Here is a 14441-nt window from a genome sequence, read left to right on the forward strand (position 1 = left end):
CCTGTTATCCCGCCTGCATGGTTGGTAAGCGTTGTGCCGTTCATATCGGTGATAGCGTCGTTATGCTCGCTGCCAAACATCCTGGCAGCGGCAAAGCCTGTTCCGAATTCAATTCCGCGTATAGCGGGTATGGCAAAAACAGCGTGGCTCAGCAACGACTCTGCGGAGTCAAAAAAAGGTTCACCCAGGCTGGCAGGTAAGCCGTTCACTCTGCATTCTACCATGCCGCCGATACTATCCTTAGCGTCAATGGCTTTCTGAAGTCCTTTCTCAAGATCTGTTTCGCCGCCAATTTCAAGAATGGATGCGGCTACAGAGATACCCGTATGCCCGTGTGTTGGAGCGGACTGTTGCAGTAATTTTTTTGCTATTACTCCGGCAGCTACCAAAGCTACCGTGAGGCGCCCGCTGAAATGGCCGCCACCCCTGTAGTCTTCAAATCCTCCATATTTTTGGCTGGCTACAAAATCAGCATGCCCCGGCCGCGGTACCGCTCTTTGTTTTTGATAATCTCCTGAGCGGGTGTTGTTATTTTCAAACAGTATGGTAACTGGTGCACCTGTTGTTGTATCATTAAAAATACCGCTTTTAAAAATAGGCAGATCCGATTCCTGCCTTGGAGTTGTTCCTTTTTGCGTGCCTCCTTTCCTTCTTTCAATATCTTTCAAGAAGTCATCAACTTTCAATGGTAAACCGGCCGGGCAGCCATCAATGGTAATACCCACACTTTCGCCATGCGATTCGCCAAAGATATGTACACGAAAAAGTCGCCCAAAAGAATTCATACGCGATTTTGCTTAAAGCTAATAGATTGATTACTAAATATGTATTGTTTGCTACTTTATTTTTATTCCGGCGCCCAGTGTTGACAGGTCATTATAAAAATCGGGGTACGATTTGTTTATCGCTTCTGCTTCCTCTATCGTTGTTTCTCCTTCTGCCTGCAGGGCCGCCACTGCACAGGCCATGGCAATGCGATGATCATGGCGTGAATGCACGATTGCCCCTTTTAGTCCTTTTCCACCCTGTATTAACATTGTATCCTTCTCCAGGCCTATGGTCAGTCCCATTTTAGCAAATTCTTCCTGCAGGGTCAATCCCCTGTTGCTTTCCTTATGGGCCAGCCTGCTTACCCCTTTTATGGTGGTTAACCCGCTGCAATATGCTGCCAGCGCTACCAGTGGAGGAAAAAGATCAGGGCAGTCGGTTGCATCAAACGTAAATGCTTTTAATTTACCCGGGAATAATTTAATCCTTTTGCTATTGATTTCCATGCCGGCGCCGGCATCCTGCAATGCTGCCAGGATCTTTTTATCGGCCTGTGGAGAGTCGGGATCAAGCCCGGATACTGTTATATTCCCTGCAATAGCTCCTGCTACCAGCAAAAATGCTCCCCCGCTCCAGTCTCCTTCTACAGTATAGCGTCGTGTTTGTGATGCTGCATGTTCCGGAACGGGTGCTTCAAAATAGAATGCTTCGTGATTTTTATTGCGGGGTACATTCAGTCCAAAGGCCTGCATCACTTTTAATGTGAGATCAATATAAGGCTTACTTTTTAAATTGTTCACGGTTATGGTAACATCTTTAGCATCTGCAGCAGCATATGCCATGAGCAGGCCCGTTAAAAACTGGGAGCTTAAGGAACCGTCAATTTCAATATCCCGGGGTTCCAGAGGGCCCGAAAGCGTAATGGGCAACCTGCCGCTGTTTGAGCTGACCGTAACGTTGAGGCGCGGTAGTATTTCATCAAAAAAATCCATGGGACGTGAAAGCAAGCTTCCTTCGCCCCGGATGGTAACCGGTTGTTTGCTCAATGCAATGATGGGTGCAAACATTCGTATGCCAAGCCCGCTTTCACCGCAATTTACTGCTGCTGAAGACCGGGCTATATCCGGTGAAGATAAATCCACGCCGGTGCTGTCTGTTTCTATTGAACCGTCACTGAGCTGATTGACCCTGGCTCCCAATGCGGCAACTACCTGCAGCGCAGCTTTATCATCGTTGGAGTGACCGGGATTATAAATAACACTTTTATCTTTTGATATCAAAGCCGCAGCACAGGCCCGCTGCATAGAGCTTTTGGATGCAGGTGCAGGAATAGTATCTGATAACCGGGAAGGTTGGATAATGACGATCATAATTTATAACGCTGATATTATTTTTTCCAGTTGCTGTAAAGGTATTAACTGGATAGCTGCCCTGCCTATCTTATCCAGTAATATATAATTCATTTCTTTCCTTTCCCTTTTTTTGTCCATTTTCAATACATCAACAGCTTTCTTTTTATTAAATGAAGCGTAAGTGGGAAGTCCGTACTGCTCTAATAATTTCACCACTTTTTCCGTATCCCTGAATCCTCTCAGTTGTGCCGAAATATGACAGGCATAGGTCATGCCAATGGAAATTGCCTGTCCATGCGACAATTCGTACTGGTTTTCCAAAGCGTGCCCGAGGGTATGGCCAAAGTTCAGCAACTTTCTGCCGGCTTTTTCAAATTCATCTTTTTGCACCACTTTAATTTTGATCACGGCATTGCGCTGAATGAGGGTACGCATTGCCTGCTTTTTGTTCTGGTATGTTTTTAGCGTATTGCCTTCCAGTTCCCTGAACATAGCGGCATCTTTTATGCAGGCATGTTTGATGATCTCCGCAAACCCGTTCTCCCATTCGTGTTGTGGCAGGGTTTGCAAAAAAGAAGGGTCATGCAGCAAAAAAGCGGGTTGGCGTATAACACCTACCATGTTTTTATATATGCCAACATCAATCCCGTTTTTTCCGCCGATGCTTGCGTCTACCATGCTCAATACCGATGTTGGCACAAAGCCAAACGGGATACCGCGCATATATATAGAAGCGGCATATCCCGTAATGTCTGTGATCACTCCTCCGCCAACGCCAATAAGTGTAGTTTTCCTGTCGGCCTGCAGCGCGATCATTTGTTCAATTACCGTATCAACGGTTGCCTGCACTTTAAATGCTTCTCCCGGCTTTAAAACAATGGTATTCCAGTTCCTGAATTTTTTGATATGGCCGCTGTAAACATTTTCATCGGTAACAATAATGGCCGATGCGGGATCCACAATTTTTTTCAATTGAGAAAAAGCGGCATCAAAATAGCAATGTGTAGAAGCGTTGCTGAATGTATATTTTACGGGATCCATTTAATTATTATTGAATTAAAGAGGGCCGGATAACCCGGGTTAAGTTATTTGAATGACCATCTTATCAAATGCAGCCAGTTCCTCATCAAGGGTCTTTGACAGGTGATATTCTTCCTGTTTATTAATATATTCTATAGCCTTATCAATAGTGGAAGGGCTAACAGACCACGCGGAATAAATAGCTTCCCATTCAAAAGTATGAAGGAGGAATTTATTGTCATTCAGCCAACCCGCAGATTCCGTTTTGAGTTGCTTTATGATCTCGGAAACAGATTGAACCGGCATCAGCTTAAAGAGGCAATGAACATGTTCCCCCGCGCCGTTTACGGTCATTACCTGTATACCCTTTTCTTCTGCATTTTTTTTAATATAGGAAAATAATACTTTTCTTACCACGCCGGTAAGTGAAGGCTGCCTGCCGGCAGTACACCACATGGCGTGGATATAAATAAAAGTATTAATGCTGCCCTGCATATTATTGATGCGGAATGGTTCAGGAGTTCATGATCTTATTTTGATGATTGATAGACTCCATATGTATGGCATCAAAATACTTGGTAATGAATTCATTGCTTAAACCAATCTTCTCACCTCTTTTAAATGCTCTTTCAAGAATTTCATTCCACCTGGAGGTTTGTAAGATCGTAATGTCATTATCTTTTTTGTACTGCCCTATTTTCTCGGCCAGGTTCATGCGCTGGCTTAGTATCTGCATCATCTCATCATCCAGGTGATTGATCTGCTGGCGGAGTTTTTCCAGTGCAGCATGAACCTCCTCCGAATTTACATCTTCCTTTCTCCAGGTAATGGCACCCAGCATTTCGGCCAGTTTTTCGGGGGTAACCTGCTGTTTGGCATCGCTCCATGCCTTATCCGGATCAATATGAGTTTCAATCATCAACCCGTCGAAATCAAGGTTAATGGCTTTTTGCGCTACCTCCATCAGGATATCTCTGCGGCCGCAAATGTGCGAAGGATCGTTGATCATTTTCAGTTCGGGATTGCGCCTTTTCATTTCTATGGCCAGGTGCCACATGGGGGCATTGCGGTATTCTGTGTTGCCATATGCGCTGAAGCCGCGATGGATCAATCCTATGGTTTTTATACCGGCTTTGGCTATACGCTCTACCGCACCGGTCCATAATTCGAGATCGGGATTGATGGGATTTTTGATGAATACGGGAACATCTGCGCCGCGCAGCGCATCCGCTACTTCCTGCACACTGAAAGGATTGACCGTTGTACGCGCCCCTATCCAAAGCATGTCTATTTCAAAATGCAATGCATCCTGCGCCTGCCTGCCTGTAGCTACCTCTACTGTTGTGGGCAAGCCGGTTATTTTTTTGGCCTGCTGTAGCCAGGGTAAACCTTTTGTGCCGATCCCTTCAAAACTCCCGGGGCGGGTACGGGGCTTCCATATGCCGGCCCGAAGCATATCTACTTTTCCGGTATTGGCCAGGCGTTGTGCTGTTTCCAGCACCTGCGCTTCGGTTTCTGCGCTGCAGGGCCCGGAAATGATCAATGGTTTTTTATTCAATTTTTCCAATACTGCAGCTTTTGTACTGGTTTCAACCGCTTGCATATAGTAATGTTTTATTTGTTACAAATTGGATTATATAGTTATTGCCCAGGTTATCTTCTTTGGTCGGCATCATTCATTCTTATGCTTCTTCCTTTGTATTTTTTCCCGTCGATAGACCGGATCATCTGACCGGCAGATCTTTTATCTACCTCTATCCAGCTGTTCATTTCCTTCATGTCAATCCTGCCCAGGGAATCCTTCTTTAAATCACTCATGTCCAGAATAAATTGCAGGAAGCTTGCTTTGTAAAATCCATCCCTGGTGCCAAGGTTTACAAACAATTTGGTGTAATCTCCGCCATTACCGCCAAATTCACGCCTGCGTGTATCGTACCTGCGGTTAATATCCCTTCTTCCCGCAAATGTCCTGGAATCTCTTTCGCGGTATTCGCGGGTTCTTTCTCTTACGTTCAGGTCTTCTGCATTTTCATAATACTTCAGGAACCGTTTAAATTCATGTGCAGCCAATCTCTTCAGTACCTCTTCCTTGCTCACGCCCGAAAACTTCTCTTCCAGCATGGGTATGTATGGCTCATAGCTATCATTGTCTATATCCAGTTGAAGCAGGTTATCCATAAAATGATAGAACTGTTTGCGGCAAACATCTTTTCCCGCAGGTATTTCCAGCTTGTGAAACGGAACCTGTACCATTCTTTCAATTTGCCTGATCTTGCCCATTTCGCGGCTGTGTATAACAGACATGCAAATGCCGGTATTGCCCGCGCGCCCTGTACGACCGCTGCGATGCGTGTATACTTCCACATCATCGGGTAGCTCATAATTGATAACGTGGGTTATGCCCTGCACATCAATACCCCTTGCAGCCACGTCGGTTGCTATTAAAAGCTGGAGTGCTTTATCCCTGAACTCACCCATCACCTTGTCTCTTTGCTGCTGTGTAAGATCGCCATGCAAGGCATCAATATCGTAACCTTCCCTGGTAAGCTTTTCGGCTATTGTTTGTGCGTCTGCTTTGGTCCTGGTAAAGATGATGCCATAAATGCCGGGGTTAAAATCAATTAACCGCTTCAATGCTTCGTAACGATGCATGGCACTGGTTACATAGTACTGGTGATCAACATTTTTATTGGCAGTATTCATTTTACCCACCGTTATTTCCACAGGCTGCTGCATGTATTTTTTACTTACACGCCGTATTTCGGGGGGCATGGTTGCGCTGAACAGCCATGTGCTCTCACGCATGGGTGTGTTCTGCAAAATAAATTCAATGTCATCCTGGAAACCCATGTTCAGCATTTCATCTGCTTCATCCAGCACTACATATTTAATTTGCCCGAGGTTTATTGCTTTGCGCTCAATTAAGTCGATCAGCCTTCCGGGCGTGGCTACTACAATCTGTATTCCTCTTTTGAGCTCCCTGATCTGTGCGCCAATAGAAGTTCCCCCATACACGGCCACCACATGCATGCCCGGGATGAATTTTTTGAAGAGCTCTATTTCATTTACGATCTGCAGGCACAATTCCCTGGTAGGACAAACCACCAGTGCCTGCGGATATTTATCTTTGGCATCTATCAATTGCAGCAACGGCAAGCCAAAAGCCGCTGTTTTTCCCGTGCCTGTTTGTGCCAACCCCACCAAATCCATGGTGCCGCTCAGCAAAACAGGAATCGCTTTTTCCTGTATAGGGGTTGGCTGTTTAAATCCCAAAGCATCGGTAGCCTGTACCAATCTCCCGTCTAAACCCAACGCTTCAAATGTCATCATATATTAAAAAAAATTTTCGCAAAGATAAACACGATTTCCCTGATTCTGTTTAATATTTGCCATTTTGTGGGCTGAGTGAGCCTAATATTAACTGATTATACGATTTATTTTATTGGCATTCTCCATCAGCTCCTGTAAATAGGCATAGTTTTCTTTTTCGATGCAACTTTTAAATTTTCTTAACTGCGTAATATGCTCATTGAGTACATCGAGCACATGTTCGCGATTTTGCCTGAAAATGGGAAGCCACATAGCGGGATTGCTTTTAGCAAGCCGTACCGTGCTTTCAAATCCACCCCCTGCCAGCTCAAAAATGGCATTCTCCTCTTTTTCCTTTTCCAGCACCGTATTGGCCAGCGCAAATGAAGTGATATGAGAAATGTGACTTACATAAGCAGCATGCATATCATGCGCATCTGCATTCATATAAGTAACGCGCATTCCAAGCAGCTGATATACTTTTTCAATGGTATCAACAGCATCTTTATTGCTTTTTTCTTTTTCACAAATCACACAGGTGCGTCCTGCAAATGCATCCGGAATGGCTGCTTCCGGCCCACTGTATTCTGTTCCCCACATGGGATGGGTGGCAACAAAACGGCTTCTCATGGGATGATCGGCCAAGGCTTCGCAGAGCGCCTGCTTGGTGGAGCCTGCATCTGCTACAATTTGCTTTTCGGTGATCAGGTCCATTATTTTCTGCATCATCGGGATAGTAGCGTCTACCGGAATAGCAACATAAACAAGATCGCTTTTTTTTACGGCTTCTTCCAAAGGGAGCGCTTCGTCAATAATACTTAATTCCAGCGCTTTCTTTATACTGTTTGCCGTACGGCTAACGCCAATTACATGTTTTACCAGTCCTTTCTCTTTTAAGGTAATGCTGAATGAACCGCTGATGAGGCCTACGCCTACAATGGTAATGGTATTGAACATTGATTATTTTTTTCCTTTCAATGATGTTTTGATCCTGCTTATACTTTCCTCTATTTTTTGCTCCGGGCAACACAAGCTCACCCGTACATAATGCCTGCCTGCACTTCCAAAGATGCCGCCTGGCGTTATAAATACGTTAGAAGTATACAATACCTCATCGCTTAACGCGTAGCCATCTTTGTAGGTTCCGGGGATTTTAGCCCACACAAACATACCTGCCTGCTCAGGTGAAAAAGAGCAATCAAGCAACTGCAGCAGGGCAAATACCTTTTCTCTCCGCTTTTTGTACATTGCATTAATGCTGTTGTACCAGTCGCCGCCCAGCATCAGGGCTTTTGCGGCCGCCAGTTGTACCGGTAAAAACATACCGCTGTCCATATTGCTTTTAAAACGCAATATTTCATCAATCCTTTCGCCCGCACCGCATAGCATGCCCACCCGCCAGCCGGCCATATTCTGCGATTTGCTTAATGAATTCAGTTCCACAGCCACTTCTCTGGCGCCATCTACACTCAAAAGGCTTGCGGGGCGGTCGTTCAAAATAAAACTATAAGGGTTATCGTGCACGATCAGTAGCCCGTTTGCTTTTGCAAACGCAACCAGGGTTTCAAAAAACGATCGGGTCGGCAACTGCCCCGTAGGCATATGCGGATAATTGACGAATAACAAACGGGTCGGCTGATTTGTATTTGAGCTGCCGATCAGTTTTTCAAGCATTTCAAAATCGGGCAACCAGTTGTTGCTCTCTTCCAGTGTGTATTCTATAATATTCCCTCCTGCCAGCTTTGCAGCGCTCCGGTAAGTAGGGTACCCGGGATTGGGCACATACACATCGTCTCCTTCATTTATATAGGTCATGCATATATGCATGATGCCTTCCTTACTGCCGATCAGCGGTAATATTTCCCTATCGGGGCTAAGCGTTACAGCATACCACTTATCGTACCATGCTGCAATAGCTTTGCGCAAAACGGGCGATCCCTTATAACTCTGGTAAGCGTGCACGTTGGGTTTGGCGCTCTCATCCTGCAGTGTTTTTATTACATCCGGATGCGGAGGCATATCCGGACTGCCAATGCCGAGGTTTATGATCTGCCTGCCCTGGCGGTTCAATTCATCTATCTCTCTCAGCTTTTGAGAGAAATAATATTCGCCAATACCTTGTAATCGTTTTGCTGTCATGATAGTGGTAAGTGGTAAGTGGTAGTAAGTTCGTTATTGTTAAGAATAATGTTTTCCCTTCCGGTATACGCCGTAAATCTTCAGATCTTCAGTGAGGGCTTTCATCGTTTTTATTACCTGGTAAAACTGTCCCAGCGAATCAAACTCCATATCGGCATAAAAAGAATACCTGAAATCGGATCCGGGGATAGGAGAGCTCTGCAATTTGCTGAGATTGATCCCGCCTTCAGCTATTTTCGTAAGCACTTTGGCCAAGCTGCCCCTGGAGTGGTCTGTGTGAAAATTCACGGAGGCTTTGTTGGCATTTTCAATTACCTGCGCCAGGTCTTCATGCTGCAATATTAAAAAGCGGGTATAATTGTTCGTTAGTGTATGAATATCGGGTGCAATAACATCCAGCTTATATAAGCTGGCCGCCAGTGTGCTTGCTATAGCTGCGATATGCCTGCTTTTGTGCTGGTAAATATGCTTTGCGCTTAATGCCGTATCTTCTGTTTCAACGAGCTTCCACGAGTACCTGTCGAGGTATTCGAGGCATTGCTGAATAGCCATCGGATGCGAATGAACTTCTTTGATATCTTCCAGTTGTACGCCCGGGTTGACCAAGAGATTTTGTTTGATCTGCAGGTATACTTCACCAATGATCTTAAGCTTGCTTTTTTGCAGCAGGTTGTAGTTGGGTAAAATGCTTCCCGCTATGGAATTTTCAATTGCCATAACACCGCCATCGCTTCCTTTTTTGTTGGTTGCCTGTTTGATCACCTCTCCAAAAGTAGCGCAACAGATCACCGATGTTTTATTGCCAAAGAAATGCTGTGCCGCTACCTGGTGAAAACTGCCTTCATAGCCCTGAATGGATACCAGCACGGGCCTGTATTGTTCCGGCATGCCTTCCATATTTGCCATACCAGGATTTTCTTCAGCAGTTGCTGATCCAGGCGACACATTATTATTGTAATTACGCATATATTTTAAGTATATATTTTCAAAAAGTCATAAAAAAATCCCGGCTTTTAACCGGGACTCTGTATGCTGAATTTTTTGTTTTTACTTATTTTTCAACAAAAGCGATCCCGGTCTGCCTGTAAAGTAGAAGTAAAAATAAAAGAATCCGTATGCCTTTGTTGTATTCATTGCGCAGCAAATGTAACACTAAAAATAAACAAACAAATATTTAGAGCACAATTTTTTAAAAAATGCCACCCCTGAACAGGAGTGGCCTCAACGATTGCTTGCCATATAAAAAACTTCGATCGCTTATTGCTTGGTTGCGTCTTTTGCAGCATCAATAGCAGCGTCTGCAGCATTCTGTGCACTGTCTATAGTAGCTTCAGCAGCATTTTGTGCGCTGTCTATAGTTGCTTCGGCAGCAGTTTTTACACTATCAACTGAAGCTTCAACAGAATCAGATGCGTTGTTGCAGGCAGCAAAAGCGCCTATAGCCAAAATAACGAGTAACTTTTTCATTCTTAATGTTTTTGAATAGTTTGATAATGAAATCTATCTTTAATACGAAAGTGAAAAAAAGGTAACCCTCCTTTTTTAAATTATTTTTTGCTCAATTTTGGGTTACCAATCACAGCATTATAGTATTAATATACGCTTAGTGAATAGCAACATTAAGGAACAAGAGCTGATCAGGGGCTTGTCGGTGAACGATAAAAACGTCATTGAAGCAATATACAAGGATAATTATGGAGTTATTCAAAGCCTGATCCTGAATAACAACGGTACGGAGGATGACGCAAAAGATATTTTCCAGGAAGCTTTGATCGTATTGTATGAGAAGGCAAAATCGGGTGTATTTGAATTGAATTGCCAGATCAAAACCTATTTGTATTCTGTTAGTAAGCGTTTATGGCTCAAGCGATTGCAAAAGAACAGCCGCTATGAGCTGCAAAGCAATGGGCTTGAAGAAACGGTATATGTAGAGGAAGATCTGGGGTTGCATGAAAAGAGGAACAGTGAGCTTGGGATGATGGAGCATGCCATGGCAAATATAGGCGAACCCTGTAAAAGTCTGCTTGAAGCCTATTATATACACAAACAAAATATGCAGGAAATAGCGGAGGCTTTCGGCTATACCAATTCGGATAATGCAAAGAACCAGAAATACAAATGCCTGATAAGATTGCGGAAGCTGTTTTTTGCACAATATAAAAATGGTAACAAATGAATGATATTCGTTTACTTGAAATGGTGGAACGTTACCTCCAGGGAGAATTGTCGGAGGAAGAGAAAATATTGTTCCAGGAATTACGCAGAACCCATCCCGATGTTGACCAGCTGGTTGTAGAGCACCACTTTTTTATCAATCAGATGGAGCGGTTTGAGCAGGATAAGCAATATCATTCTTCTTTGGAAGAGATACACAATAAATTGATGGCGGAAGGAAAGATAAAGAAGTTTGGTGGAAATAGATTGATCTACCTCTGGAACCGTTCTAAAAAAACAATAGCCGTTGCAGCTTCGATAGCGGGGATCACCGCTTTGATCATAAGCGGTGTGATCACCTCGTTAACACCAAAAACCGATAAAGCACAAATAGAAAACCTGGGACGAAAGATTGATATTCTGGAAAAGAATCAAAATCATACCCGCCGCGAATTGACTGATGTAAAAAACAAAATCGAAATTCCCGGTATTCCGGCAAAGTTTGGCGGAACAGGTTTTTTAATTGATGCTAAAGGATACCTGGTAACAAACGCCCATGTGGTAAACAAAGCAGAAAAAATAACTGTGCAAAGCAAGCCCGGGGTTGAATTAAGCGCTGTAACTGTATTTTCGGATGACAGCATGGATATTGCTATTCTTAAGATCAGCGATAGTCTTTACAGGCCTTTGAACGCCCTGCCATATACCATCAATAAAAAATCGGCTGTTGACCTTGCCGAGCCTATATTTACTTTAGGTTATCCCAGGGACGAAATTGTATACGGCGAAGGTTACCTGAGCGCAAAAACAGGGTTTAATGGCGATACGCTTACCTGCCAGATATCTATTTCTGCCAACCCCGGAAATAGTGGCGGCCCGGTTATCAATAAAGACGGGGAAGTGATTGGTATATTAAGTACCCGCCAAACAAGTGCGGAAGGTGTTGTATTTGCTATCAAATCAAAAAACATTTTCACGGCTGTGGATAACCTCAAAAAAGACAGTACCGGTATTCACATAAAACTACCATCCGTTTCTACTATAAAAAATACAGCCAGAACCCAGCAGGTGAAGAAGATCGAAGAATGTGTGTTTATGGTTAAAGGATATTAAGGTGAAAGTGAGAGGATAAAGGTGAGAGGGAACAGGGACGATACCCGCCGTTAATACGGGCGCAACAGTGAATTCAGCACTGCATCCTGAAACGAAACAGATGATAAGCCCGAAGCCATTCTCCCGTGCATTACCGGATCTCCAATGGCTTTTTAAAGGATTGTGCAAAATCGCGCATCATCTCCCAGGATTCCTGGCAGGGGCTTCCGGGAACGCCGGTATCCGTGATAGGAGAGTGGTTTTCATCTTTGCCCGGCACAATATATTCTCCTGATAACAGCAGGTTACCATTCTGTATTTTTGCTTTTAAAAGCGTAGCTACGTTTGCCTTCTTTGCTTCTTTTAGATGCGTAACGATTACACTCATGGATGCCTCGCTTTTTTCTATTGAATAGCCTGCATCCAAAAATCCCCTGATCAGTTGTTCTAAACTTACGCCTGCTACTTTTATCACCTGTTTGGCACCCGACTGGCAAAATCCTGTTGCAGGACCTGCCATTATAAGCAGGGTAATAAAAATTTTCACCATGGCAAACTCCTTTTATTAAACAATATACATAATTATCGTACCAGTTGTTTTTTTCAGCCTCGGTTGTGAATAAATAGTTGCCTGCCGCTTTGAACCGGAGGGATCCTTTACCTGGTTTGTGGGAAATCAGGGATTTGCATTTTCAGTGTGTTTCAGTTCCACATGCCTGTAAATTTTTCAAAGCATTTATACGCTATGCGGAATTTTTCAGCACTTTGGTCATCAATGCTGTACTTAATGGTTCTTGCGTCATCATTGAGCGTGAAAGATCTTGTTTTAAGAAATCCCAGGAACATGATCTCAGACTGGTCGGTACTAAAATCCTGCAAGTGTGCTTCTGAGCTCAAGACCAGTGCGGCCTGCATATTTCTGCAATTGGAAGGCAAAACGTTTACAAGGGTAGCAGAATGCCCGTCTTCCATCAATACAATAATACTCTGCCCCTGTTTGCTGCAGGGTATATCTTTCGCTAAAAAGGTGATTTGGATATGGTCTTTCGCTGAAGTAGTGTTTAACTGGATAATTAACTTTTCTTCATTGGTGCCTATAGCAGAAAAAACAGGCGATTTGTAAGTGACCTCGCCATTTACGACATTGGTAAATGGCTTGACATATATTTTAATGCTGTCCTCTATATTCTCGTTTGGTGCAGGAATTTCCTGAGCAATTAAATTGGTCAGGGCTATGCCTGTTAACAAACAAACCAGAAAAGGTATTTTCATTATGGATTAGGTTCAGTGGTTATTCGTTTTGTAACCGGTACAGCAAATTATACTATTTTCTTTAAAGAGTTAATTTTAAATCAAATACCACCGTAAATAAATTAAATAGTAATATGTTCATTGACCAGTAAAAAGCTTTCGTCTGCGTCGGCGCCTATACCGATGGCATCCGGCAACTCCACATGAAAATTATTATAGGCCACCCCGCCTGTTACCGGGTCAAGCTTGTGCCCCAGCAGGCAGGTATCCATATCGTAAAACTTTACATTGGCAGCAGCTGCAGCAAAATGGGCAAAAGCTGTAAGTGCTATGCGGCTTTCAAGCATGCCCCCCATCATACAGGGAATATTATGATATCTGCAAACCTCATTTATTTTTTGAGCTTCGAGGATACCACCGCTTTTTGCAAATTTGATATTTATATAGCTGCAACCGTTGCTTTTTATGATCCGTTCCGCATCGTAATGATCAAAGACGCTTTCGTCGGCCATAATGGGAACAGGAGAAATACGCTTTAATTCAGGAAGAAAATGATCGTCATGCCTGCGCATGGGCTGTTCGCAAAATTCAATATTATACCGGCTCAGTGCAGTTAAAGCCGTTTGAGCCTGGCTTTTGTTCCATCCCTGGTTGGCATCTATGCGTAACCGTAAGGTATCGCCTATGGCTTCGCGGATGCGCTTTACCCTTTCAATATCTTCCTGCGGTTCCCTGCCTAATTTTACTTTAATTATTCTTACTCCCCTGTTTTTGAGCTCAACGGCCTTCTCCGCCATGGCTTTGGGGGTATCAATACCAATGGTAAGATCTGTTTCCATGCTTTTTTTCTTTCCCCCCAGGAACTCATACAGGGGCTTGCCTGCGGCTTTGGCGCTTATATCGTACAGCGCCATATCAAAGGCACTTTTGGCCGTACTGTTATAAGCAGTATAAGCGTGCAACTCGCTCATGCGTTCGGGTATATTCAGCGGATCCTTATTTTTCCATAGCAAAGCGAAATCCTTAGCCATTTCAAAGCAGGTAGCCTGCGTTTCACCAACGATCATTGGAAAAGCCGAGCATTCTCCCACGCCGTAGATCCCCCCGCTGGTATACACTCGTATAAAAATATTCTGGGCAAAATGCATCGTACCGGTGGCAATGGTAAAAGGATGCATGGGAATACTGAATTTATAAATGCTGGTGTGGGTAATTTTCATATGAAGGTGGCTTTGCCAGTCTGCAATATAAGCAAAACAGGCAGTTTGGTAGTTTGTGGTTTATAGTTTGTGGTTTACAGATTGTGCGTGCCTAAAATAGGTTGACATTTTTTTTAAATTATTCAAAAAGATCAAG

Annotated in this window: 15 protein-coding genes; 2 read left to right on the forward strand and 13 right to left on the reverse strand. The window is 43.8% G+C overall.

Features of this window, described 5'->3' with window-relative positions:
* The 10 genes from PLH26_RS06025 to PLH26_RS06070 all read right to left on the reverse strand — a co-directional run.
* Positions 1–785 (reverse strand): chorismate synthase (locus PLH26_RS06025; protein WP_324585096.1); only part of this gene is annotated, 785 nt, incomplete at its 3' end.
* 51 nt (positions 786–836) lie between these two features.
* Positions 837–2138 (reverse strand): 3-phosphoshikimate 1-carboxyvinyltransferase, encoded by a 1302-nt coding sequence (aroA, locus tag PLH26_RS06030; RefSeq protein WP_324585097.1) that lies wholly within the window; start codon positions 2136–2138, stop codon positions 837–839.
* A 3-nt stretch (positions 2139–2141) separates the two neighbouring features.
* Positions 2142–3161: a 3-dehydroquinate synthase gene (gene aroB, locus PLH26_RS06035; protein ID WP_324585098.1), complete on the reverse strand. Its 1020-nt coding sequence runs from the start codon at positions 3159–3161 to the stop codon at positions 2142–2144.
* Positions 3162–3200: 39 nt separating this feature from the next.
* Positions 3201–3635, reverse strand: a complete 435-nt coding sequence (gene tnpA, locus PLH26_RS06040) for an IS200/IS605 family transposase (RefSeq protein ID WP_324585099.1) — start codon at positions 3633–3635, stop codon at positions 3201–3203.
* Positions 3636–3654: 19 nt separating this feature from the next.
* A complete protein-coding gene (locus tag PLH26_RS06045) occupies positions 3655–4743 on the reverse strand; it encodes a chorismate mutase (protein ID WP_324585100.1) in 1089 nt (362 codons plus the stop codon).
* Between the two features lie 50 nt (positions 4744–4793).
* Positions 4794–6470 (reverse strand): DEAD/DEAH box helicase, encoded by a 1677-nt coding sequence (locus PLH26_RS06050; RefSeq protein ID WP_324585101.1) that lies wholly within the window; start codon positions 6468–6470, stop codon positions 4794–4796.
* Between the two features lie 87 nt (positions 6471–6557).
* On the reverse strand, positions 6558–7406 hold the full coding sequence (locus PLH26_RS06055; protein ID WP_324585102.1) for a prephenate dehydrogenase: 849 nt from the start codon (positions 7404–7406) through the stop codon (positions 6558–6560).
* A gap of 3 nt (positions 7407–7409) precedes the next feature.
* Positions 7410–8588 carry a pyridoxal phosphate-dependent aminotransferase gene (locus PLH26_RS06060; RefSeq protein WP_324585103.1) on the reverse strand — a complete coding sequence of 393 codons (1179 nt, stop codon included), beginning with the start codon at positions 8586–8588 and terminating at the stop codon, positions 7410–7412.
* Between the two features lie 39 nt (positions 8589–8627).
* Positions 8628–9554, reverse strand: a complete 927-nt coding sequence (locus tag PLH26_RS06065) for a prephenate dehydratase (protein ID WP_324585104.1) — start codon at positions 9552–9554, stop codon at positions 8628–8630.
* 291 nt (positions 9555–9845) lie between these two features.
* On the reverse strand, positions 9846–10055 hold the full coding sequence (locus tag PLH26_RS06070; RefSeq protein ID WP_324585105.1) for a hypothetical protein: 210 nt from the start codon (positions 10053–10055) through the stop codon (positions 9846–9848).
* Positions 10056–10194: 139 nt separating this feature from the next.
* Between PLH26_RS06070 and PLH26_RS06075 the strand changes: the two genes are divergently transcribed.
* Positions 10195–10764, forward strand: a complete 570-nt coding sequence (locus tag PLH26_RS06075) for an RNA polymerase sigma factor (RefSeq protein ID WP_324585106.1) — start codon at positions 10195–10197, stop codon at positions 10762–10764.
* On the forward strand, positions 10761–11855 hold the full coding sequence (locus PLH26_RS06080; protein WP_324585107.1) for a trypsin-like peptidase domain-containing protein: 1095 nt from the start codon (positions 10761–10763) through the stop codon (positions 11853–11855). The genes PLH26_RS06075 and PLH26_RS06080 overlap by 4 nt, the downstream gene beginning before the upstream one ends.
* 130 nt (positions 11856–11985) lie before the next feature.
* Here PLH26_RS06080 and PLH26_RS06085 read toward each other — a convergent pair whose 3' ends face one another.
* From PLH26_RS06085 to PLH26_RS06095, 3 genes are all read right to left on the reverse strand, one after another.
* Positions 11986–12384, reverse strand: coding sequence for a hypothetical protein (locus PLH26_RS06085; protein WP_324585108.1), 399 nt, complete (start codon positions 12382–12384; stop codon positions 11986–11988).
* Between the two features lie 152 nt (positions 12385–12536).
* Entirely contained in the window at positions 12537–13106 is a 570-nt protein-coding gene (locus PLH26_RS06090; protein WP_324585109.1) for a hypothetical protein, read from the reverse strand.
* Positions 13107–13207: 101 nt separating this feature from the next.
* Positions 13208–14305, reverse strand: coding sequence for a mandelate racemase/muconate lactonizing enzyme family protein (locus PLH26_RS06095; RefSeq protein ID WP_324585110.1), 1098 nt, complete (start codon positions 14303–14305; stop codon positions 13208–13210).
* Positions 14306–14441: the final 136 nt, after the last annotated feature.

The organism is Agriterribacter sp., from assembly GCF_035444585.1.
GTDB lineage: Bacteria > Bacteroidota > Bacteroidia > Chitinophagales > Chitinophagaceae > Agriterribacter.